The 21617-nt window shown below is 70.9% G+C and carries 21 protein-coding genes; 10 read left to right on the top strand and 11 right to left on the bottom strand.

Translation table 11 applies throughout. The features are described 5' to 3' along the window. The first annotated feature begins 34 nt into the window (after positions 1-34). From AC0T5L_RS04950 to AC0T5L_RS04930, 5 genes are all read left to right on the top strand, one after another. A complete protein-coding gene (locus AC0T5L_RS04950) occupies positions 35-619 on the top strand; it encodes an RNA polymerase sigma factor (RefSeq protein ID WP_476164161.1) in 585 nt (194 codons plus the stop codon). Then, entirely contained in the window at positions 616-1416 is an 801-nt protein-coding gene (locus AC0T5L_RS04945; protein WP_476164160.1) for a zf-HC2 domain-containing protein, read from the top strand. Before AC0T5L_RS04950 ends, AC0T5L_RS04945 begins: the two co-directional genes overlap by 4 nt. Continuing rightward, positions 1413-2315: an ATP-binding cassette domain-containing protein gene (locus tag AC0T5L_RS04940; RefSeq protein WP_476164159.1), complete on the top strand. Its 903-nt coding sequence runs from the start codon at positions 1413-1415 to the stop codon at positions 2313-2315. Before AC0T5L_RS04945 ends, AC0T5L_RS04940 begins: the two co-directional genes overlap by 4 nt. Further along, positions 2312-3835 carry a hypothetical protein gene (locus AC0T5L_RS04935; protein WP_476164158.1) on the top strand — a complete coding sequence of 508 codons (1524 nt, stop codon included), beginning with the start codon at positions 2312-2314 and terminating at the stop codon, positions 3833-3835. Before AC0T5L_RS04940 ends, AC0T5L_RS04935 begins: the two co-directional genes overlap by 4 nt. A gap of 275 nt (positions 3836-4110) precedes the next feature. Continuing rightward, complete coding sequence (locus AC0T5L_RS04930) at positions 4111-5052, top strand: EamA family transporter (RefSeq protein WP_476164157.1); 942 nt, start codon at positions 4111-4113, stop codon at positions 5050-5052. A gap of 87 nt (positions 5053-5139) precedes the next feature. Here AC0T5L_RS04930 and AC0T5L_RS04925 read toward each other — a convergent pair whose 3' ends face one another. Beyond that, on the bottom strand, positions 5140-6417 hold the full coding sequence (locus tag AC0T5L_RS04925) for a class I SAM-dependent RNA methyltransferase (RefSeq protein WP_476164156.1): 1278 nt from the start codon (positions 6415-6417) through the stop codon (positions 5140-5142). Positions 6418-6630: 213 nt separating this feature from the next. On the opposite strand from AC0T5L_RS04925, the gene AC0T5L_RS04920 reads away from it, so the two are divergent. Together AC0T5L_RS04920 and AC0T5L_RS04915 are read left to right on the top strand one after the other, a co-directional pair. Beyond that, complete coding sequence (locus AC0T5L_RS04920; RefSeq protein ID WP_476164331.1) at positions 6631-7308, top strand: potassium channel family protein; 678 nt, start codon at positions 6631-6633, stop codon at positions 7306-7308. Then, positions 7301-7987: a potassium channel family protein gene (locus tag AC0T5L_RS04915; RefSeq protein ID WP_476164155.1), complete on the top strand. Its 687-nt coding sequence runs from the start codon at positions 7301-7303 to the stop codon at positions 7985-7987. Before AC0T5L_RS04920 ends, AC0T5L_RS04915 begins: the two co-directional genes overlap by 8 nt. Here the strand turns inward: AC0T5L_RS04915 and AC0T5L_RS04910 are convergent. Continuing rightward, positions 7984-8844, bottom strand: a complete 861-nt coding sequence (locus AC0T5L_RS04910) for a DUF3159 domain-containing protein (protein WP_476164154.1) — start codon at positions 8842-8844, stop codon at positions 7984-7986. The genes AC0T5L_RS04915 and AC0T5L_RS04910 overlap by 4 nt on opposite strands. A 28-nt stretch (positions 8845-8872) precedes the next feature. Continuing rightward, complete coding sequence (locus AC0T5L_RS04905) at positions 8873-9823, bottom strand: RRXRR domain-containing protein (protein WP_476164153.1); 951 nt, start codon at positions 9821-9823, stop codon at positions 8873-8875. Between the two features lie 628 nt (positions 9824-10451). Here AC0T5L_RS04905 and AC0T5L_RS04900 point away from each other — a divergent pair. Beyond that, positions 10452-11555, top strand: coding sequence for a serpin family protein (locus AC0T5L_RS04900; RefSeq protein WP_476164152.1), 1104 nt, complete (start codon positions 10452-10454; stop codon positions 11553-11555). A 42-nt stretch (positions 11556-11597) separates the two neighbouring features. On the opposite strand, the gene AC0T5L_RS04895 is transcribed toward AC0T5L_RS04900, so the two are convergent. The 4 genes from AC0T5L_RS04895 to valS all read right to left on the bottom strand — a co-directional run bounded on the left by AC0T5L_RS04895 (position 11598) and on the right by valS (position 16526). Beyond that, positions 11598-12338 carry a PIG-L deacetylase family protein gene (locus AC0T5L_RS04895; protein WP_476164151.1) on the bottom strand — a complete coding sequence of 247 codons (741 nt, stop codon included), beginning with the start codon at positions 12336-12338 and terminating at the stop codon, positions 11598-11600. A gap of 58 nt (positions 12339-12396) precedes the next feature. Continuing rightward, positions 12397-13248, bottom strand: coding sequence for a DUF3710 domain-containing protein (locus AC0T5L_RS04890; protein WP_476164150.1), 852 nt, complete (start codon positions 13246-13248; stop codon positions 12397-12399). Positions 13249-13306: 58 nt separating this feature from the next. Then, positions 13307-13783, bottom strand: coding sequence for a dUTP diphosphatase (dut, locus tag AC0T5L_RS04885; RefSeq protein WP_476164149.1), 477 nt, complete (start codon positions 13781-13783; stop codon positions 13307-13309). 166 nt (positions 13784-13949) lie between these two features. Beyond that, complete coding sequence (gene valS, locus AC0T5L_RS04880; RefSeq protein ID WP_476164148.1) at positions 13950-16526, bottom strand: valine--tRNA ligase; 2577 nt, start codon at positions 16524-16526, stop codon at positions 13950-13952. 206 nt (positions 16527-16732) lie between these two features. Here valS and AC0T5L_RS04875 point away from each other — a divergent pair, with 206 nt between their 5' ends. Further along, entirely contained in the window at positions 16733-17011 is a 279-nt protein-coding gene (locus tag AC0T5L_RS04875) for a DUF4235 domain-containing protein (RefSeq protein ID WP_476164147.1), read from the top strand. 181 nt (positions 17012-17192) lie between these two features. Here the strand turns inward: AC0T5L_RS04875 and AC0T5L_RS04870 are convergent, their stop codons facing one another. The 3 genes from AC0T5L_RS04870 to AC0T5L_RS04860 all read right to left on the bottom strand — a co-directional run bounded on the left by AC0T5L_RS04870 (position 17193) and on the right by AC0T5L_RS04860 (position 19823). Further along, a complete protein-coding gene (locus tag AC0T5L_RS04870) occupies positions 17193-17489 on the bottom strand; it encodes a DUF4193 domain-containing protein (RefSeq protein WP_013153901.1) in 297 nt (98 codons plus the stop codon). A 460-nt stretch (positions 17490-17949) separates the two neighbouring features. Then, the gene (locus AC0T5L_RS04865; RefSeq protein ID WP_476164146.1) at positions 17950-19173 is read right to left on the bottom strand and encodes a sensor histidine kinase; all 1224 of its coding nucleotides are present in this window, start codon (positions 19171-19173) and stop codon (positions 17950-17952) included. Beyond that, positions 19170-19823, bottom strand: coding sequence for a response regulator transcription factor (locus AC0T5L_RS04860; protein WP_476164145.1), 654 nt, complete (start codon positions 19821-19823; stop codon positions 19170-19172). Before AC0T5L_RS04860 ends, AC0T5L_RS04865 begins: the two co-directional genes overlap by 4 nt. Before the next feature lie 675 nt (positions 19824-20498). Between AC0T5L_RS04860 and AC0T5L_RS04855 the strand changes: the two genes are divergently transcribed. Next, positions 20499-20663, top strand: coding sequence for a hypothetical protein (locus AC0T5L_RS04855; RefSeq protein ID WP_476164144.1), 165 nt, complete (start codon positions 20499-20501; stop codon positions 20661-20663). 66 nt (positions 20664-20729) lie between these two features. On the opposite strand, the gene AC0T5L_RS04850 is transcribed toward AC0T5L_RS04855, so the two are convergent. Beyond that, positions 20730-21542, bottom strand: coding sequence for an inositol monophosphatase family protein (locus AC0T5L_RS04850; RefSeq protein ID WP_476164143.1), 813 nt, complete (start codon positions 21540-21542; stop codon positions 20730-20732). Positions 21543-21617 lie beyond the last annotated feature (75 nt).

The following is a 21617-nucleotide window of genomic DNA, read 5'->3' as shown; positions in this document are numbered from 1 at the left end:
ACCGAACCATACCCCTACCGCGATAGCCCTCCACGTGAAGCTGCTCCGCCGTGCGCGCCGCCGCACCCCCGACTACGGTCCCGACAGCACCGACCCGGTGCTGCTGGCAGCCGTCGCCGCAGGTGAGACCCGTGCCCTGGAGATCCTGCACCGCAGACACGCGACCTGGCTGCGCGCGCGGCTGCGCTACCGCTGCTCCGACCACGACCAACTCGACGCAGCCCTCCAGGAGACCTTCCTGGCCGTGTGGAAGAACGCGGGCTCCTTCACCCCCCGTCCCGGCGACACGGACGCCGGGGCCTGGCTGTGGACCATCGCGATCCGGCAGCTCATCTCCCAGCTGCGCAAGCGCGCCAACCGTTGGATCGCCGACAGCGACACCGACTACGAGACCATCGGCGACGCGTCCGCGGAGGACACCGTGCTGCTCAACATCGAGCACGGCCCCCTGGGCGCCGCCCTGCACTCCCTCTCGCCCGAGCTGCGTTCGGCCATCCAGGCCACCGTGCTCGACGGACTCACGGTCCGGGAGGCCGCGCAGATTCTCCAGATCCCCGAGGGAACCGTGAAAACACGGGTCATGCGCGCCAAGGCGCGGCTACGGGAGGCACTGACATGAGCTGGCACCTGACCCCTGCCCAAGCACACGCATACGCCCACCACCAGTCCGACGACGTCACCGCCATGTCCGTGGAGACACACATCACCCGTTGCGCACCCTGCCGTGACCTACTGCCCGTTGACGAGACCTGGCTCGCGGAGAGCTGGGCGGGTCTGCGCGACGTGGTGGACCGCCCCCGACGCGGTCCGGTCGAGGCGCTGCTGTCCTCGCTGGGATTGGGAGAGGGGCCCGCCAAACTGCTCGCCGCCACCCCCAGCCTGTACCGGGCCTGGCTGTTGGCCACGATCGCGGTGCTGGCCGCCGCCCTGCTGGCCGCCCACCACCTGCCGCGCGGATCGCTGATGTTCACCTTCACCGCACCGGTCGTGCCGCTGGTGGGCGTGGCCCTGGCCTACGGGCGCGGCGTGGACCCCGCCCACACCCTGACATCGGTCACCCCGCTGGCCGGGCAGCGCCTGCTGTTCCTGCGCACCTGCGCGGTACTGGTTCCCGCGCTGGCCCTGTGCACGGTGGCCGCGCTGCTGCTGCCCTCCGCGCACACGCTCTGGGCGTCGGCGTTCTGGCTGCTGCCCGCGCTCACCCTCGTGGCCGGTTCGCTCGTGCTCAGCCGCTGGCTGCCCCTGGGCACGGCCAGCACCGTCGTGGGGCTGCTGTGGCTGCTCTCCCTGGGCGTCCTGGTCACCTCTGAGGACGCCACACCGCTGCAACTGCTCACCCCCCAGGCCCAGATGTGGTGGGCGGGCGCGCTCGCCGCCCTGCTCCTCACCATCCTGTGGCGGGTGAGGGAGGCGTGAACACCACGACCACGACGACCGCCCCCGTCCACCTGCGCGGACTGGTGCGTCGCTACGGCACCCGGACCGCCCTGAACGGCGTCGACCTGGACCTGGGGCCCGGGGTGACCGGGCTTCTGGGACGCAACGGCGCGGGCAAGACCACCCTGCTGCGCTGCCTGGCCACCGACCTGGAGGCCACCGGCGGAGAGGTCCGCGTACTCGGGCGCGACCCCGAACGCGCGACCGAGCGGGTCGAGATCCGGCGCCGCCTCGGCTACCTGCCGCAGACCCCCGAGTTCTACCCGTACTTCACCGCGTTCGGGCTGTTGGACTACATGGCGGTGCTCAAGGAGCTGGGTGGACGCCGGTCCCGCCACGACGAGGTGCGCCGCGGCCTGGAGCGGGTCGGCCTCCTCGACCGTCGGCACAGCCGGATCCGCCGCCTGTCCGGTGGTATGCGCCAGCGCCTGGGGCTGGCCGCGGCCATGCTCGGCGATCCCGATGTGCTGCTGCTGGACGAGCCGACCATCGGCCTGGACCCCGAGCAGCGCATCCGGTTCCGCGGCCTGGTCTCGGAACTGGCCGTGCGCAGCACCGTGGTGCTGTCCACCCACCAGATCGAGGACGTGGCCGCGCTGTGCCAGCGCGTGGTGTGCCTGGAAGCGGGCCGGGTGGCCTTCGACGGCACCCCGGGAGAGCTGGTGGACCGGGCGCGCGGGCACGTGTGGGAACACCACGGCCACCCCGGCGAGGGATACACCGCCTGGCGGCTGGCCGACGGGCGCTACCGGGTGCTCACCCCCGCCGGCACGGCCGAGGGGACGCGCACCGCGCCCGGGCACGCCCTGGAACCCGTCGAGCCCACCCTGGAGGACGCCTACCTGCTGCTGACCGGCATGGAACAGGGCCCCCGGTGAGCTGGACGCGGCCCACCACGTTCGCCCGGCTGACATGGTTCAACACCGTGCGCCTGTTCCTGAGCCCGCTCGCCGTCCCGGGCACCGCGTTGGGCGCCGGCCTGATCCTGGGCACGGGCTGGACCGGGGGGCTGTACACGATGGAGAACTGGTACAGCGGGGTCGACACCCTCGCGTTGGCCGTGGGCTCGGTGATGTTCGCCGTGGTTGCCTTCCCCGCCATGCGTGAGGCCCGTTACTCCGCTGCGCTGGTGCCCTCCCTGGGCCGGAACGGCCGCCTCCTGTCGCTGATGGCGGCGTCCGTCCTGGTGACCACGGTGTTCATGGCGGCCCTGGCCTGGCTGTGCTACCGGCTGTCCGCGTCTCCCCTGCCGGGCACGCTGAGCCCGACCGCCTACCCGGCCCCCTTCCTCCTGGCGGCCGCGGGACCACTGCTGTCGGTCGCCCTGGTGGCGTGGACGCGCTCGTACCTTCCGCTGGTCGTGTCCGCACTGGCCGTGCCCGCCTACTGGCTGTACGGCATCGTGTTGTCGGGAACCGGTCCGCAGAACGCCGTGTCCCAGATGGAGTGGGCTGTCCGCGTCACCATGCACCCGTTCAACGTGCGTGCGCCCTCCGTCACGGAGGTGGCCGCCCTCTACCTGGTCTACGCGGTCCTGGTCGTGGCCCTGCTGGTGTTCCTGGCCCTGGCCGCGCGGGGGCGCCGCACCCTCCGCGCGGTCTGCCTGGGGACGGTCACCCTGCTGCTGGCCGGTGCCGTGGGAACCGTCGCCCACGGCCGCGGCGCCCATTCCATGGAAACCCCCGTCCCCGACAGCAAGGTGTACGGCGCGCACGGACCCTCCTGCCAGACCAGGGAGCGCGTCACCTACTGCCCGCTGCCCGGCTTCGAGCCGTGGGTGGACCACTGGCAAGAGGCCCTGGCCCCGGCTATGGCGCTGCTGCCCGAGGTCCCGGAGGACCGTATGCCCGTGGTGTGGCAGGCCAGCTCTTCCTACCGACGCGACCTGGAGGTTCCCCCGGACCGGGACGTGGTGGTCTATGGCCGTATGGGAATGGATCGCGACTACTGGCGGTCCGACCTGGTGAGCAGGGTGAGCCGGGTCGCCCTGGACCTGCCCTCACCCTACGAGCAGCACCGGTGCCAGGCCACCGGCCAGGCGCGCATGGTGCTGTCGGCCTGGCTGAGCGGTACCGGGAAGGGGCTGTCCCACTATGAGGAACTGGATTTCATCGCCATGCACCTGTTCCCCTACCGGCCGTCTCCGGTGGACCTGGAGGTGTCCCGTGAGCTGGCCGGGATCCCCGAGGAGCGGGTGAGCCGGGTCCTGGCGCAGAACTGGGAGAGGCTGTCCGCGCCCCGTGGAAGCACCCTCGACCTGGCGGAGCTGCTGGGGCTACGCCTCCAGGAGACCTCCACCGGGCCCGCGGTGTCCGAGGACTGGGACAGGCTGTACCCCGAGCTCGGCTACGGAGAGTCCATGGTCGACATGAGTTCGCAGGACTCCGTGTGCGCCTGAGGCCGCGCCGCCCTGCCACGGGCCCCGGCGTACCCGCGTGTCCGCTCCGTCGGGCACCCGCGGATCCCAGCACATATGTCCGGTCATAGGATGGAAGGCATGAAGAACCCGTACTGGCACGTCGTGCTTCCCCCGCTGTGCGCCTGACCGGGCGCACCCTCCCCTCTCCCTGAAGGGCCAGGCAGCGGCCTGCCGGCCTCATCCGCCGGGCCGCCTGTCGTCGTGCGCCCGTTTCGCCATGTCCCGAAACACACGACGACGAAGGATCCACGACCGTGTCAGAACACTCCCTTCCCGCGTCCGGCTCCCGGACCTCCACCGTCACCGCCCTGGCTCGGGGCCCGCTGCCGATCCTGGCCGCGGCCGTGCTGTGGGGGACCACGGGCACCGCCAGCTCCCTGGCTCCCGCGAGTGCACCGGCGGCCGCCATCGGCTCCGCGGGCCTGGTCCTGGGCGGCCTGCTGTTGTTCCTCACCGGACGAGGCTCATCGACCCTGGTCGTTCGGAGCGACGCGCCCACCCGGTGGGTACTCGGCCTGGGCACCCTGGCGGTCGCCGGATACCCGCTGTCCTTCTATCCGGCCGTGGCACAGGCGGGCGTCGCGGTCGCCACGGTGATCACGCTGGGCAGCGCACCGGTCTTCGCCGGGCTCCTGGCCTGGATGACCGGACAGGCCAGGCCCACGGCACGCTGGGCCGCGGCCACCCTGGCCGCGGTACTGGGCTGTGCCGTGCTCGTGCTGGGCTCGGAGTTCACCGGCGGTGAGTCCGCGGTACGTCCCGCCGGAGTACTCCTGGCCCTGCTCGCCGGGCTGTCCTACTCCGCCTACACGCTCGTCGCCGAGCGGCTCATCCAGCGGGGCCACCCCTCGGGCGCCGTGATGGGCACGATGTTCGCGGGCGGCGGGCTCGCCGTGCTCCCGGTGGTACTGGCCACGGGGACTGCCTGGCTGGCCACGGTCGGGGGCTCCCTGGTGGCCCTGCACCTGGCGGTGTTCACCGTGTTCCTGGCCTACCGGCTGTTCGGGAACGGGCTGCGGCACACCTCCGCGTCAGTGGCCACCACGCTGACCCTGGCCGAACCGGCCGTGGCCGCGCTGCTGGGCGTGGTGGTGGTCGGTGAGCACCTGCCCGCCGTGTCGTGGGCGGGGCTTGCCGTGCTCGCTCTGGGACTGGCGATCCTGCGGGTCCCGGGCGCGCGCCCGGCCCGCCGATAGCACGGTGCGGGCCCGAAGGCCCTGCTCCCGGTGGCACTGCCGGTGCGCCACAGTGCCGCCGGGGGGCAGGATCGTTCCGGGGTCGGGTCAGTCGCGGTGGCGGCGAGCCGGGTGGACGGGCTCCAGCACCGCCAGGCACTCCACGTGGTGGGTCATCGGGAAGGCGTCGAAAGCGCGAAGGTCCACCAGCCGGTAGCCGGCCCGCTCGAACGTGGCCAGGTCGCGGGCGAGCGTGGCGGGGTCGCAGGAGACGTAAGCCACCCTGCGGGGGCGCGTCCCGGTCAGGGAACGCACCACCTCGGCGCCCGTACCGGCCCGGGGCGGGTCCAGGGTGACCACGTCGGCGCGTACGTCCGCCCACTCGCGCAGCTGGGCGGCCACGTCACCCTCCTCGATGCGCACCTGCTCCATGTCCTTGAGGTTGTACCGGGCATCGCTCACGGCCTGGGTACCGCTCTCCACACCCATGGTGCGCCCCTCGGGGCCCACCGCTTCGGCCAGCGCGCCGGTGAACAGGCCCGCACCGCAGTACAGGTCCAGGGCGGTCTCGCCCGGCTTGGGCTCCAGGGCGTCCATCACCGCGGTGGTGAGGACCTCCGCGGCGGCAGGGTGCACCTGCCAGAAACTGCCCGCGCTGACGCGGTACTCGCGGCCGTTCGCGTTCTCGCGCACGCCCCGGCGCCCACGCACCGACTGGACCCGGCCGCCCTTGAACCGGCGCAGCACCGCGCTGGAGGCGCCCAGTTCGGGAAGGGCGCCCATCCTGGCCCCGGTGGGGGTGACGACGACGGCGCGGTCGGCACAGCTGGCCGAGGCCACCGCCTCCACGTCCTTGGCGCCCTCCCAGCTCACGTCGGTCACACCGAGCTCGGTCACGCCGGGGTGGGCGATCAGGCAGCGGTCAATGGGTTCGACCTCATGGGAGCGGTGACGGTGCAGCCCGGCGTGACCGTCGGAGTCCACGGTGAAGCGCACGCGGGTGCGCCAGCCCAGACCGTCGGGGGTTCCCGGAAGCTCTTCCACCACGACCTCGCGGTCGATCCCGGCGATGCGGCGCAACTGGTCGGCGACGACCCTGGCCTTGAGGGCGCGCTGGGCCTCCAGCGAGGCGTGCTGCCAGTCGCAGCCGCCGCACTTACCCGGCCCGGCGAAGGGGCAGGGGGCCTCGACCCGGTCCGGGGAGGCGGTGAGGATCTCGACGGCGTCGCCCCGCAGGAAACGGGAGGTCCTCTCGGTGACGCGGACGCGGACCCGCTCCCCGGGCAGGGCGTGGCGCACGAAGACCACCTGGTCGTCGTGGCGCCCCACGCACCAGCCTCCGTGTGCGACGTCGTCAACGGTAAGTTCGAATTCCTGGCCGGTCATGGCGGTGTCCTCAGGGGTGGTCGGGTCGCGCTTACGGGTGACCCTGCACGCACAGCCACCAACCATTCCCAATCTAGCGGCACTGACACACCGCCTGTGTTCTCCTTGGACGGTCCGGGGTCCGGCACACACGCCGGACACGTCTGTGCCAAGGTGGGAGCAGGTACGCGCGGCATGCGCGGCGGCGGCTATCTCGACGGGAGTGCGGGCGAGGTGCACATCGTGATCATGGGGTGCGGCCGCGTGGGTTCCACGCTGGCGCACACTCTGGTGGACCTGGGGCACACGGTGGCGGTGATCGACCACGACCCCGAGGCGTTCCGGCGCCTGCGCGGCTCCGTGGCCAAGCACGCGATCAGGGGCGCGGGCCACGACCGGGAGGTCCTGCTCTCGGCCGGGATCGACCGGGCGGGGGCGTTCGCGGCGGTCAGCAACGGTGACAACTCCAACATCATCTCCGCGCGGGTCGCGCGCGAGGCGTTCGGGGTCGAGCACGTGGTCGCACGGATCTACGATCCCCGCCGCGCCGAGGTCTACCAGAGCCTGGGCATCCCCACCGTGGCGACGGTGCGGTGGACGGCCGACGCGGTCCTGCGCCGCATGGTGCCGGGCGACGGGCAGCTCACCGTGGGCCCGGAGTGGCAGGACGCGTCCGGGACCCTGGCGATGAACGAGCTGACCCTGCCGCCGGGATGGGCGGGACGCCGCGTCGCCGACCTGGAGGAGCGGGCTCCGATACGGGTGGTCTACCTGACCCGCCTGGGGCGGATCGTCCTCGCCCGCTCCGATGATTCCCTGGAGGAGGGCGACGTCCTGCACGTGGTCGCCCGCGGCAGGGACCTGGACGAGCTGTCCGAGCGGCTGCACGACGACGAGACGGGGCGTGGGTGAGATGCGGATCGCCATCGCGGGCGCCGGGAGCGTGGGCCGCTCCATCGCCACGGAACTGGCGGGCAGCGGCCACGACGTGCTGCTGATCGACCGGGACACACGAGCCATCGGGGTGGACGACCTTCCCCAGGTGGAGTGGCTGCTGGCCGACGCCTGCGAGCTGGCCACCCTGGAGGACGCCAACCTGGGCGGCTTCGACGTGGTGGTCGCGGCCAGCAGCGACGACAAGGTCAACCTGGTGGTGTCCCTGCTGGCCAAGACCGAGTTCGAGGTGGACCGGGTGATCGCCCGCATCAACGACCCCGACAACGAGTGGCTGTTCAACGAGTCCTGGGGTGTGGACCTGGCGGTCTCCCCGCCGCGGCTGATCGCCGACCTGGTCGAGGGCGCTCCGGAGGAGGACATGGCCCAGGAGGGGACCCTGCCTCCGCTACCGGGTGCGGAGATCGCCGAGTCGGTACTGCACGCCGAGAGCCCGTTCGCGGGCGAATCGGAGAGCGGGCTGACGGGGGCCCTGCCCGAGGGCGTGGCCCTGGTGGCGGTGGTCGGCCCCGGCGGGGTACGCCCTCCCGACCCCGGCAGGACCCTGTCAGTGGGCAACACCGTGGTGTTCCTGGCCGACCCCGCGGCGCTGAACACCCTGGAGGCCCTGATGGCGCCACCGGACGAGGAGCTCTAGCCCGCGGGCTGGGAGCCGTCGTCCGCCCGGGCGGCGGCTTCCTCCTCGCGCTCGGCCAGGGGGGTGCGGCCCCGGGCCAGCACCCACACCATCGCGGCGAACGCGGCGACCTGGAGCGGCCACCCCATCGCGATCTTGGAGAGGCCGAGCAGACCGAAGGTGTCGGCCCAACCGTAGGTCTCGGCCATCCACAGCGGGTACTGCACGAGCACGCGGATCACGCAGGGCAGCACCAGCAGCCAGGTCAGACGTGAGGCCAGGGAGACCACGGCCGGGTTGGACCGCCAGGAGGTGAAGTCCTCCTTGTTGCCGATGAACGGACCGATCATCAGCCCGATCGCGGGCCAGCGCACCAGTACCGACAGGCTCAGCACCACGGCGTAGACCGCGTTGTAGACGATGCCGGGCAGGAAGGCGTCGGCGGCGTTGCCACTGCGCATGGCGAAGACGGCGGCGATGCCGATGCCGAACAGGCTGGTGACCACGTACTGCACCGAGGAACGCTGTAGGAGCCGGATTCCCCCCAGGAACAGGGCCGCGGCCACACCGAGGCCGATCGAGAGCCTCAGTTCCGAGGTGAGGATGTAGGAGACGGTGAAGGCCAGGGTGGGCATGGCCGCTTCGACCATGCCGCGCTTGCCGCCCAGCGCCTTGGACAGCTGGGAGCGCACGAGTTCCTCGACCGTGTCCTCGGTGACCACCGGCGTGTCCCCGGCGCCCTCTCGCCCGGGTTCCCGTTCCGGCTCGGGGGCCTCGCCCCGGGGAGCGGAGCCGTCCGACGCCGCGGGTACCTCGGACCGGCCGTCCGCCTCGGCCTTCGAGGCGGCTTCCTCCGCTGCCCGCTGCTTCTCAGTCATCTGTTCGTTGGGCGTGAAATCCCGAGCCTCAGGCCGAGGAGGAAACGCCCGTCTCCTTCCCGGTGGTGTAGGCACAGCCGTCCGAACGCTGGAGCGGGCGGATATGTTCGTGCCCGATGCCTTGGACTGTTCCGTAGGCGGTTGTGACGTTGAAGCTTCCGGTGGCGCGCACCGCGACACGGCCTGTGTGGGTACCCGTGTACCTGCCTCTGCGCACCACGGCGCGGACCAGGTCGCCGGTGGTGAAGCCGAAGAAGCCCTTGGTACGCGGCGGACGCAGACGCGGAAACCCGTGTTTGCCGGGACGGGTGCAGGCATAGGACCCGCGTCCGGTACAACCTGTGACCAGGACGGCACCCATGGTTCGGGCGATGGTCTCGACCTTGCCGACGGCCAAGGCGTCCAGCGTGTGGGACCTGGGCGACCGGTTGCGGGGTCGGTTCCACTTCGTGCGCCCAGCGCTACCGACGTGCGCGGGTGCACGGTCATCGAGGGCGCGCCACAGCGCCCATCGGGTCGAGTCGACCGCTGCCGTATCCCGCAACGGCGCTTGGGCCTGCGCCAGGATCCGGAGGCTGGTCGCGAACCCCTCCACCTGCCGGCTTCCCTTGGCCTGACTGCGCCGCACGCAGGCCAGGGCCGGGTTGGACACCCGGTTCGTGCCGCCCCGTGAGCGGGGACGAATGTGATCGGTGTCCAGTGGCACGTTCGTAACGCCGCAGTGAGCACAGGTACGTTCCCACTTGGTGAGCGGGTACTCGCGCACCTCGTAACCATGCGGGGTGCCGTACTGGTACTCCACGCCCTCCGGGGGCATATCCGCGGGAACGGCGCGGGTGCCGAAGGCGGTGCGGTCCTTCAGCCGCATCATGAGCGGCGTATGGCGTGTGACGACGGCACGTCCCTTCGCCAGGAGGGCGCGTGCTCTGGCCGGGTGGCGGGACTGCAACGGTATGCCGTGCCTATCGACTACGAGCACATACGAGTCAATCGTTCGGACGGTGGTGTGGGCCTCACGCCCCTCCTCCCCGACCTCGGGGGTGGGGGTGACGCCGTCGGCGACAGGTGCGCTGCCAGCGGTCTCCCCTCGACCATGTTCCGCACCGGGTACCGTGTCGCGGCCTCCGAGCCCCGTTTCGCCCTTGGCCCCGAGGGTGCCTGCTGGTTCGAATTCGAGAGCGGACTGCTGAGGAAGCACAGCCCGGTCGGTCTGCTGTCCTGTACGGAACGTAGCCATCAAGGTCACCTCCTGGTGATGGCTGGGTCTGGTAACGACGGATTCAGCCATGAGGGCTGGAAGCCCCGCCCTCAGGCGGCAGGTCCCGTTACCCTGCTTCCGGTTTGGTTCGGTCGTGGGGTCGCTCTCGGCCGTCGCCGCGCGGGCCTCCCCCGCGGGTCCGCCCGCCATGATGCCCCAGACTATGCGACCTGTCACCAACTCAGGGACACGAACGGTGTCCGGTTGAACACCCTCCGCCCTCCTTTGTCCCCTCCGGCCCGTCGTGTCACGTGCGGCTTCTCACGCGGTGGCGCTCCCTGGCGGTCCTTCGACGGACTCCGTACGCTGGCGGCCAGAGCCGCCGGAGCCGAGAGCGAGCGAGGAACCCATGCAGCCGAACACGTCCCCGCGACGGGACCACCTGGAGTTCGCCGCCGCCCTGGACCGGCCCCTGTCCCGGGCCGGTGAGTCCCATGTGTGGTCTCCCCACTCGGTGGGCACGGTGCTCGGGCTGCTGACCACCGGGGCCGCGGGCCGCACCCTGGCCGAGTTGGAGGCGCTGTTGGGAACGGACACCAAGGGCCAGCTGGAAGCCCTGGACGCGGCCGTGGCCGCCGGTTCCCGACCCGGTCTGGCCACCCTGAACGGGTTGTACGTACCGGTCGGCCTGGAGGTCCTGCCGGAGTTCGAGGCGCGGGTACGCGAACGCGCCGGCGCCGAGATCGAGCACGCCGACTTCGAGCATGACTCCGAGGGGGTCCGCTCCCGGGTCAACGGCAAGGTGGCGGACGTGACCCGCGGCCTGATCGAGGAGCTGCTGCCACCGGGCGGTGTCCATCCCGGTCTGAGGCTGCTGCTGGTCAACGCGCTGTGGGTGAAGGTGGTCTGGCCCGATCCCTTCGACCCCGCACGGACCCGCGACAGGCCCTTCCACACCCCGTCCGGACGGCGCCGGGCCCCCACCATGCACAGGTCGGCCCGCCTACCCCACGCACGGGCACGGGGATGGAGCATGGTGAGTCTGGAAGGCGAGCACGAACTGACCCTGGACGTGCTGCTGCCCGACGAGCGGACCACCGCTCCCGCTCCGGTGTCGGCGAAGGTGCTCGCGGACCTGTACCGCAGGCGCTCCTCCCAACAGGTCGAACTGGCCCTGCCGCGTTTCCGGGTGGAGACCGACACCTCCCTGCTCGCACCGCTGGCGGCCGTGGGCGTGTACCGGATGGCCACGGACGAGGCCCGCTTCGACGGGATCAGCCCGGAGCCGCTCAGGGCCGACGAGATCCTGCACCAGTCAGTCCTGAGGGTCGACGAGAAGGGCGCGGAGGGGGCCGCCGCCACCGCCGCGATGATGCTCATGTCCGCGGCCGCACCCGCCAGACCGGTCCGGTTCACGGTGGACCGGCCGTTCGTGTTCGTGCTGCGCCGCCGCGAGGCGGTCCTGTTCCTGGGCCGCGTCACCGACCCGGTGGATCCGGGCCCGGCCCCCTGAGGCCGGTCGGGGCGCGCCCCCTCTCCCCGGCCTTCCGGGACCTCAGGCCTCGAACACCTCGAAGGCGGTGGCGAGCGGGACACCGGCCCACTCCCCGGCCTGGGCGGCGGCCCGGGGCAGGAAGGCCTTCTGGTCGAATCCGGCCAGGTTGGACAGGTAGACCTCATGGGCGTCCAGCGAGGCCACGCCCGCGGCCAGGTCGGCCTCGTCCAACTCCACGTAGTGGGAGGCCCTGGGCGAGGCGCCGAAGGCTACGAGGCGCACACCCGACCAGGGACGCAGGCCATCGTCGAGCTGCTCACGGAACACCCACCGGTTGGCGGCGTCGCGGACCGCGTCCAGCAGGGCCGGTCCGAGAACCCGGTGGTCGGCGTGGTTGAACCCGCCTCCGCCCCCGAAGTGCTCGCGGAAGTTGATGGAGACGATCACCTCGGGCCGGTGGCGCCGGATCGCGGCGGCGAGTGCGGCGCGCAGCGGCAACCCGTACTCCAGGGTGCCGTCGGGAAAGTCCAGGAACTCGACGGTGGCGGCGCCCACGGCCGCTGCCGAGGCGCGCTGCTCGGCCATGCGCAGCGGCGCGCACTCCTCGGGAGCCATGCTGTCGATCCCCGCCTCGCCCTTGGTGACCAGTAGCTCCACCACGTCCTTGCCCTGCCCGGTCCACCGGGCGATCGCGGACGAGCTGCCGAACTCCAGGTCGTCGGGATGGGCCACCACCGCCAGGGCGCGTTCCCAGTCCTCCGGGAGTGGCCGGGGCACGCTGTTTCGCGTCGTCTGTGTCATGAGGCACAGACTACGGAAGAGGGCGCGTGCCCCCGGCACATTCCCGGCGGGGCGGGGCTCAGGAGTCCCCGGAGCCGGAACCGTTCGAGGTACTGCCGGTCTGGCCGCCGGGCGCTGCCCCGTTGGGCGAGCTGCCCGCGTTGCCGCGCTGGGCCGCCTCCTGGGCGGCGCGCTTCTTGGCCGCCTCGGCCATCTGCTCCTGGACCTGCTTGGGCACGGTGATCGGCAGCAGCTCGTTCGGGGGCGCCGGCTGGTCTCCGCGCACCACCACGATGTTGGCGAAGAGCTGCTCGACCTCGGACATCACCTCGGGCTTGGAGGCTCCCTCTCCGCGGATCACGCCGCGCAGCACCCAGCGCGGGCCGTCCACGCCGATGAACCGCACCCGCTGGGCGAGCTGCTTGCCGTCCTCGGTCTTGCGGCCCTTGACCGGTACCAGGGCCCTGAGCTCGGGGCCGAAGGTGCCGTCGTGGTCCTCGACCTTGCCGCCCTGCTTGACGACCTGCTCGCGCAGCTCCTCGCGCATCTCGTCCCACAGGCCGGAGGACTTGGGCGCGGCGAAGGGCTGCACCTGCAACGCGCTCTTGCCCAGCGCCAGGGTCACGCCGATGATCTTCTGCTTGTTCTGGGCGTCCTGGGCGACGTTGACCTGGATCTCGGTGCCCTGTTCCATGGGCAGGCGCATACTGCCCAGGTCCATCCGCTTGGCCTCGGGGGCGTCCTCGGTGGAGTCCCACGGCCCGGTGGCGCGGTAGCGGTCAGCCTCCTTGTCCGGCTGTTCCAAGGGGCCCTCCGGCACGATCTCGTTGCCGAAGGAGACCGCTCCGGCGGCGCCCGTCTGTCTTGGCTCGGCCTCCGTCCCCGGTCCCTCAGTCTTCTCGTCCCGCTTCTTGCGGCGGCGTCCGAACACGCCTTCACCTCTTCGCTTTACGTTGGTCCCGGGATGGCACCGGGGATTCGGGGCGCCGTCACCTCTGCGCGGCGTGGCCCCCGGTCGAACCGAAACCGCCCGTTCCCCGGGACGACTCCGGCAGGGAGTCCGCCTCGACGAACACCGCACGTTCCACGCGCTGGATGACCAGCTGCGCGATCCGGTCCCCCCGGGCCAGCTTCACCGGGGTGTCCCTGTCGGTGTTGAGCAGGGTCACCTTGATCTCGCCCCGGTATCCGGCGTCGACCGTGCCCGGCGCGTTGACGATCGTGAGTCCGCTGCGCGCGGCCAGGCCCGAGCGCGGATGCACGAAAGCCGCGTACCCCTCTGGGAGGGCGATCGCCAGACCGGTCGGGACCGTGACCCGCCCGCCGGGGTCCAGTACGGCGTCGACGGCGGTGTGCAGGTCCGCTCCCGCGTCGTCGGAATGGGCGTACGCGGGCAGGGGGAGGCCGGGGTCCAGGCGGTGGACCGTGACAGGGATCCGTCCGCCTTCCAAGGATGTGGTACTCACATTGGCCGAGCCTATCGCTCCCCGGGCGCTGGACCGGTGTCCAGCGCCACCGGAACGCGACGACGGGGGCGGGCCGGATCGTCTCCGGCACCGCCCCCGCGCGGCCCTCCTGGTTCGGGCGCCTGAACGGCACCCCCAGGAGTGAGCAGGCACCGTCAGACAGGCTCTACTCCCCCGCGGCCTCTGGCAGGGTCACCTCGACGGTGAGATCGGCGTCGTCGGCGGCATGGAAGTCGACCCCTGCGGCGCGGCCGGCGGCGACGATGTCACCGCTGGCGGCACGGGCGGCGTCGGCCTGCTTGCCCGACACCCTGACGTGCTCGACCTCGGCCCGCATGGACAACTTGGCCTCGGACTTGGCCTTGCGCACGGCGCGCAGCACCTCAGCGGTCGCTGCCAGGACGGCCGGGTCACCGCCGGCGGCCGCGGAGCGGTACTCGGCGGCCTCGGGCCAGCCCTGGGCATGGACCGAGCCCTCCTGCCACCAGCTCCAGACCTCCTCGGCCACGAAGGGCACGAAGGGCGCGAAGAGCTTGTGCAGGGCGCCCAGGGCGATGAGCAACGCGCTGCGGGCAGAGGCGCCCTCGGCGGACTCGGTGTCGTAGGCGCGGGTCTTGACCAGCTCAAGGTAGTCGTCGCAGAAGTCCCAGAAGAAGCGCTCGGTGCGCTCCAGGGCCCGGGTGTGGTCGTAGGCCTGGAAGGCGGCGGTGGCGTCATCCACGACGTCGGCCAGCGCGGCCAGCATCGCCCGGTCCACCGGCTGGGTGACCCGGACGGGGTCGGCCGTGGTGCCCTCGCCGGCCACGGACATGACGAACTTGCTGGCGTTGAGGATCTTGATGGACAGCCTGCGGCCGACCTTCATCTGGCCCTCGTCCATGGCGGTGTCGGTGCCCAGCCGTCCGCTTGCCGCCCAGTAGCGGATCGCGTCGGAACTGTACTTCTCCAACAGAGCCAACGGCGTGACGACGTTGCCCTTGGACTTGGACATCTTCTTGCGGTCCGGGTCCAGGATCCAGCCGGAGATGCCGGTGGTGCTCCAGGGCAGGGTGCCGTTCTCGAAGTGGGCCCGGACCACGGTGGAGAACAGCCAGGTGCGGATGATGTCCTGGCCCTGCGGCCGGTAGTCCATGGGAAAGACCCGCGCGTACAGGTCCGGGTCGCGCTCCCAGCCGGAGGCGATCTGCGGGGACAGCGAGGAGGTCGCCCAGGTGTCCATGACGTCGGGGTCGCCCATGAACCCGTTCGCCTGCCAGCGCTGCTCCTCGGTGTAGCCCTCGGGCACCTGCGAGCTGGGGTCGACGGGCAGCTGGTCCTCCGTCGGCAGGAGCGGCTCGTCGTAGCGCGGGTTGCCGTCGGCGTCCAGCGGATACCAGACGGGGAAGGGAACCCCGAAGAAGCGCTGCCGGCTGACCAACCAGTCGCCGTTGAGGCCCTCGACCCAGTTCTCGTAGCGGGAACGCATGTGCTCGGGGTGCCAGGTGAGCTCGCGGCCGCGCTGGACGAGCCGCTGGCGCAGGCCCTCGTCCCGCCCGCCGTTGCGGATGTACCACTGGCGGGTGGTGACGATCTCCAGGGGCTTGTCGCCCTTCTCGTAGAACTTCACCGGATGGGTGATCGGCGTGGGCTCACCGACCAGGTCGCCGCTCTCGCGCAGCAGGTCCACTGTGCGCTCACGTGCGGTGTGGACGGTGGCGCCGACGAGCGTGTCGTAGGCCTCGCGGCCGGGACCGCTCTCCAGCCCCTTGGGCGGATCGGCGATGATGCGTCCGTCCCAGCCGATGACGGGGCGGGTCTCCAGCTGGAGCTCGCGCCACCAGGTGACGTCGTTGGTGTCGCCGAAGGTGCAGATCATGGCGATGCCCGACCCCTTCTCAGGGTCGGCGAGGCGGTGGGCCCTGACCGGGACGTCGACACCGAAGACCGGGGTGCGCACGGTGGTGTCGAACAGGTCCTGGTAGCGCTCGTCGTCGGGGTGGGCGACCAGGGCGACACATGCGGCCAGCAGCTCGGGGCGGGTGGTCTCGATGTGGACCGGGGCACCGTCGGGCTTGTGGAAGGCGATCTTGTGGTAGGCGCTGGGTCGCTCGCGGTCCTCCAGCTCGGCCTGGGCGACGGCGGTGCGGAAGGTGACGTCCCACAGGGTGGGCGCCTCGGACATGTAGGCCTCACCGCGGGCCAGATTGCGCAGGAAGGCCCGCTGGGCCGCGGTACGGGAGTTGTCGTCGATGGTGGCGTACGTGTGGCGCCAGTCCACGCTCAGGCCCAGTCGGCGCCAGATGGACTCGAAGACCTTCTCGTCCTCGGCGGTGAGTGTGTCGCACAGCTCGATGAAGTTGCGCCGGGAGACGGGGACCTGCCGCTTGGGGTTGGGCTTGTCGGGCGGCTGGAAGTCCGGGTCGTAGGGGACCGAGGGGTCGCAGCGCACGCCGTAGTAGTTCTGGACGCGGCGCTCGGTGGGCAGACCGTTGTCGTCCCAGCCCATGGGGTAGAAGACGGCCTTGCCGTTCATGCGCTGGAAGCGTGCGACGGTGTCGGTGTGCGTGTAGGAGAACACATGGCCGATGTGCAGCGAACCCGAGACCGTGGGCGGCGGGGTGTCGATGGAGTAGACGTCCTCGCGGCTGCGGGTGCGGTCGAAGTGGTAGACGCCGGACTCATCCCATACGTCGACCCACTTCGCCTCGATACCGTCCAGCGAAGGCTTGTCGGGCATGCGGAAGGAATGAGAGCGGTTGGTCATGGGGGCAATGGTAATGCTCTTCGGACCATGATCGCTCCTGGTTTCGGGACCTCGCCCGAGGAGGCGAACGCCCTTACCGGGCGCGCTGGCACGCCCTGATCGGCCCCGCGTCCGAAGAGCTGGCATGAAAGGATCTCCCCGTACCTACGGGAGGGTGTGCGCCGAGCGCGCATCCCCCACACCCAACGGAAACGGTGAAGGATTCGATGGCTAAGAAGGACGGCGGTGACATCGGCCCGGCGCTCGCTGGTCTCGTGGCCGGGTTCGCGGCGCAGTACGTCATGCGCAAGGCACTCAACTTTACCTGGGCCCGTGTGACGGGTGAGGAGCCGCCCACGGACGTGGACTCCCCTGACATCAGCCTCGGCCAGGCGCTGAGCTGGGCCGTGATGGCCGGTGTCGGCACGGAGGTGGCCCGGGTGCTGGCCGTGCGCGCCGCCCGCGCGAAGATGGTCGGCGCCGGCCCCAGGGAACTGGACGTCTGAGGCCGGGGCACACCGCACTCATGACGACGGCGGGCGGCCGACCGCACCGAGGGTGTGGTCGGCCGTCCGCCGTCGTTTCCGCGGGGCTCCAGGGTGGTGAGCCCGCGGACAGAGGCGCGGTTGTCCGCCCGCGCGGGCGAGAGCCGTCGGGACGGGACGGATCAGGGGCCGTCCCGTCCGCTCAGGCGCACTCCTTGCAGACCAGCTGACCGGCGCGCTGCTCGGCGAGCTGGCTGCGGTGGTGCACCAGGAAGCAGCGCGAGCAGGTGAACTCGTCGGCCTGACGCGGGAGTACGCGCACCGCGAGTTCCTCGCCCGACAGGTCGGCACCGGGCAGTTCCATGCCCTCAGCGACCTCGTCGGGGTCGACGTCGATCGTGCCGGTTCCCTTGTCCACGCGCCGCGCTTGCAGCTCCTGGAGGCTGTCCTCGTTGATGTCCTCGTCAGTCTTGCGCGGGCTGTCGTAGTCGGTGGCCATCTCTGCTAACTCCATCCCCCTCGTTCAGTGCCTCGTCGCGCGGGTGTAACGCTTGAGAGACCTTCGTTGTGCCCGATTCGGCCGATGAGTTTTCCCGATGTCGGCGGACTGTGTCCCCTCCCGGGCCACTGTCCACAGGTCAGCAGTACTTTCACGGAGTCGTGACCGAAGGCGGCCACGCGCGGTCGCCACCCAAAGGCCGGTTCCCTGTGTACTACCCAACGCCGGGCGCCTCGTAGACCTTGGCAAACTTGTTTCCGCCCATTCCGGACAAAACGCGGAGCGCTCCCCCACGTGTGGGCGAAAACCAAGACATGCCCACGTCAGGAGGCATTCCCTCCGTGTCCACGCCCGGGGAAGCATACCCACCCGAGTTCGGCACCCGTGACACGGGTGGGCGTGTCTTCGGACACGTATAGATACCACGAAGTGTGGTTGTATGCAGCTTGGCCCGGTGAAACTACTTCGGTACGGGAAGGCAGACAGTGACGACCAGGCCGCCCCCGGCACGCGGCCAGGCGGTCACCACGCCCTCGTGCGCGCGCACCACCGACCGGACGATGGACAGGCCCAGACCAGAGCTGCGGCCCGAGCCGATCCGGTCGCCGGAGCCGCGGCGGAACGGCTCGAAGAGACCCTCGATCTCGTAGGCGGGGATGACCTTGCCGGAGTTCTCCACCTGGACGGCGGGCGTGCCCTCGTACATGCCGCTGCGGACGGTGAGCTCGCCGCCCTCGACGTTGTACTTGACGGCGTTCTCCACCAGGTTGCCCACGAGCCGCTCCAACAGGACGGGGTCTCCGACCACGGGGGCGGGGCGCAGGTCGCGGTGCAGGTTCAGACCGGACCCGGACAGTTCGCCGTCCAGCTGGCTGAGCACCGTCCCGGCGACCTCACCCAGGTCGACCCTGGCACGGACCTCCAGTTCGCGGTCGCTCCTGGCGAGAAAGAGCAGGCCGTCGATGAGGCGCTCGTGGCGGGCGTTGGTCTCCAACAGGGTCTGCCCGACGCTCTTGAGGTCGGAGGAGACGTCGGGGGCGCTGAGCGCCACCTCCAGCAGGGTGCGGTTGATCGCCAGCGGTGTGCGCAACTCGTGCGAGGCGTTGGCCACGAAGCGGCGCTGACCGTCGAAGGCACGGTCCAGGCGCTCCAGCATGCCGTCGAAGGTGTCAGCGAGCTCGCGTATCTCGTCATCCGGCCCCGAGAGGGCGATGCGCTCATGCAGGGATCGCTCCGACAGACGGCGGGCGATGCGGGTGATCTTCTGCAACGGGGACAGCGCCCTTCCGGCCACCGCGTAGCCGAGGGCCACCGCCAACAGGCCCACCAGGAACAGCGCGAGCAGCGAGAACCTCGTGACGTGGGTGAGGACCTCGTCGATGAGGTAGCGGTGGGTGATCAGTTCCGAGGCGCTGTCCTCGTCCAGGAGCGCGTTGAGCAGGACCGCGACGATCAGGTAGTTGACCAGGACCAGGACCGATCCCGCCGCGAAGAACAGCATCCCGTAGATGAGGGTGAGCCGCGCGCGCAGGCTGAGGTTGTCCGTGAAGCGGTAGACCCGGGCGGCCGCCGCGGAGCGCCCTCCGTCTTCGGGAGCGGCGGCGTTCAGGCTCCGCCACGTGCCGGTCTCACCGGGACGGGCGGGCTCCAGCTGTCCCGGTTCGGGGCGGTCCGCCCGTCTCACAGCCGGTACCCCGCGCCGGAGACCGTCTGGATGACGGGTGGGTCACCGAGCTTCTTGCGCAGGGTCATGACGGTGACCCGGACGACGTTGGTGAAGGGGTCGGCGTTCTCGTCCCAGGCCTTTTCCAGCAGCCCCTCGGCGCTGACCACGGTGCCCTGGGCGCGCATGAGCACTTGCAGGACGGCGAACTCCTTCGGCGTGAGGGAGATCTCGCGATCGTCGCGGCGTACACGGTGGTTGGCCGGGTCCAGGATGATGCCGTGGCGCTCAAGGACGGGGGGCAGCGGGGGCGCCGACCGGCGCCCCAGGGCGTGCACCCGGGCGATGAGCTCGGCGAAGGCGAAGGGTTTGGCCAGGTAGTCGTCGGCGCCGATGGTCAGGCCCTCGACCTTGTCCTGGACCCCGTCAGAGGCGGTGAGCATCAGGATGCGGCCGTTGTAGCTGTCCCGGACGAGGGCTCGGGCGACGTCGTCGCCGTGGACGCCGGGCAGGTCGCGGTCGAGCACGATCACGTCGTAGTCGTTGACCGTGATGTGCTCCATGGCGGTGTCCCCGTCATAGACCACGTCCACGGCCATCGCCTCACGTCGCAACCCGACAGCCACGGCGTCAGCCAGGACTCGTTCGTCTTCGACCACGAGTACGCGCACGTTGTCCTTCTCAAGCGTTGGTGCGGGAGAGGGAAAGGGGGCCGCTGCCGGCGCATCCCCCAACACACCGGCAGCGGCGTTCTTGGTCCCGGCCGCGTCATCCGTTGTCTCACATCCGGGGTAAGGAGACGGTAAACCCGTCGCAGCGGTTTCGCGAACCGACTGCCCTCCTCGCCCCGTGCGGGCACGGGCGCTGGACCGGGAGCTCCACCACTCCCCTGCGCGCGGGGAGCCGCCGCCGGCGAATCCCCCAACCGCCGGCAGCGACTTAACCCCGCACATCTCAAATCTGACACATCAAGAATAAGAAACAAGTAAGCACAAGCCCTCATGCGCAAATGTGTCGTGAGACACCCTTGTCCGACGGTTGGCGCGGCGCGGACTGTCGGTACCCGCGCTCTTCCGCACACGCCCCGCGAGAGGGGCCCTCCCATCCCGCGGAAGGCGGCTCCGACCACGGGGGGGAGTCACGCCAAGGAGGTGGTGGTTTGAGACGGATCACAGTGCGGTAGAGATAGAAGATGCGCGCGTGGACACCGGCTGAGGCCGGACCGCGACGCGCACGCATGTCACAGGGACGTGACTACTTCGATCGTGCGGACGCTGCGGCGTGCGCGAACGGATTCCGCACCGGTACACGGCCGTGTTCCGGTGCCAACCCCTGGAAGAGGTGCAATGGGCGAGTTCCTCGCGGAGATCAAGGTCCGTATCAACGAGACCTATCGGTCGTTCCAGGCTGCTCAGGCCGACGGAGACGACTTCCTCGCCGACACTCATGCGTCGGAACTAGAGGATCTTTACCGCATTGCGGCTCGCAACGGCGTCGACACCTGTGCCTAGCTGACCGGGGGGCGCGGTGGGAGATGACCTCCCACCGCGCCCTCCGTGCGTCCGGGCCCGTACACCTCAGCCGTCGGTGTCGGCTCCCAGCGGCTCCAGGAGCGCCTCCAGGGCCTCATAGATCTCCGGGCTGCCAGCGATGACCATGTCCTCGCTCGGCGGCCCTCCACGCAGTCCTCCCACACGTGCTCCCGCCTCGCTGGCGACCAGGCCGGGGGCGGCCCAGTCCCAGGCGTGGAGTCCGCGCTCGTAGTAGGCGTTGAAGCGGCCCACAGCCAACCCGGTCAGGTCCACCGCGGCCGATCCTCCGCGCCGGATGTCGCGGATGTGCGGAATCACTTCCAGCAGGACCTTGGCCTGTTGGACGCGGCGCTCGGGGAAGTACCCGAAGCCGGTGGCGACCAGGGCCTGGTCCAGCGGTACCGCGGGCAGGACCTGGAGGGGGTGGCCGTCGCGGCGCGCTCCGCCGCCGAGCACCGCCTCGTACATCTCGCCGCGCCGGGGGACGTTCACCGCGGCGGCCACGACCACGCCGTCCACCTCGGCCGCGATGGACACGGCCCAGTCGGGACCGCCGTAGAGATAGTTGACGGTGCCGTCGATGGGGTCGACGACCCAGCGCACGCCGCTGGTGCCGCCCTCGTCACCGCCCTCCTCACCCAGGATGGCGTCGTCGGGGCGTTCGGCGAGCAGCCGGGCCCGGATGAGGTCCTCGGCGGCCCGGTCCATTTTGGTGACGACGTCGGTGGGGCTCGACTTGGTGTCGAGCACGGTGATGCCCGCCTGCCCCTCCGCGGCGAGCTCCCCCGCCTCCGCTGCCACCCTCACGGCGAGGTCGCGCAGGCTCTGCCGGTCGGGTGCGGCGTCGGTGGTACTCACTGGGTGTCCTCCAGGTCGTGGCGTGGTGTCGTGTGCGGGGGTGCGTCCCCCGCTCTGGTCCGGCCGGAGCCGCGG

The sequence above is a fragment of the Nocardiopsis sp. TRM 82005 genome, assembly GCF_056312425.1.
This window is presented reverse-complemented; position numbering and strand designations above follow the sequence as displayed.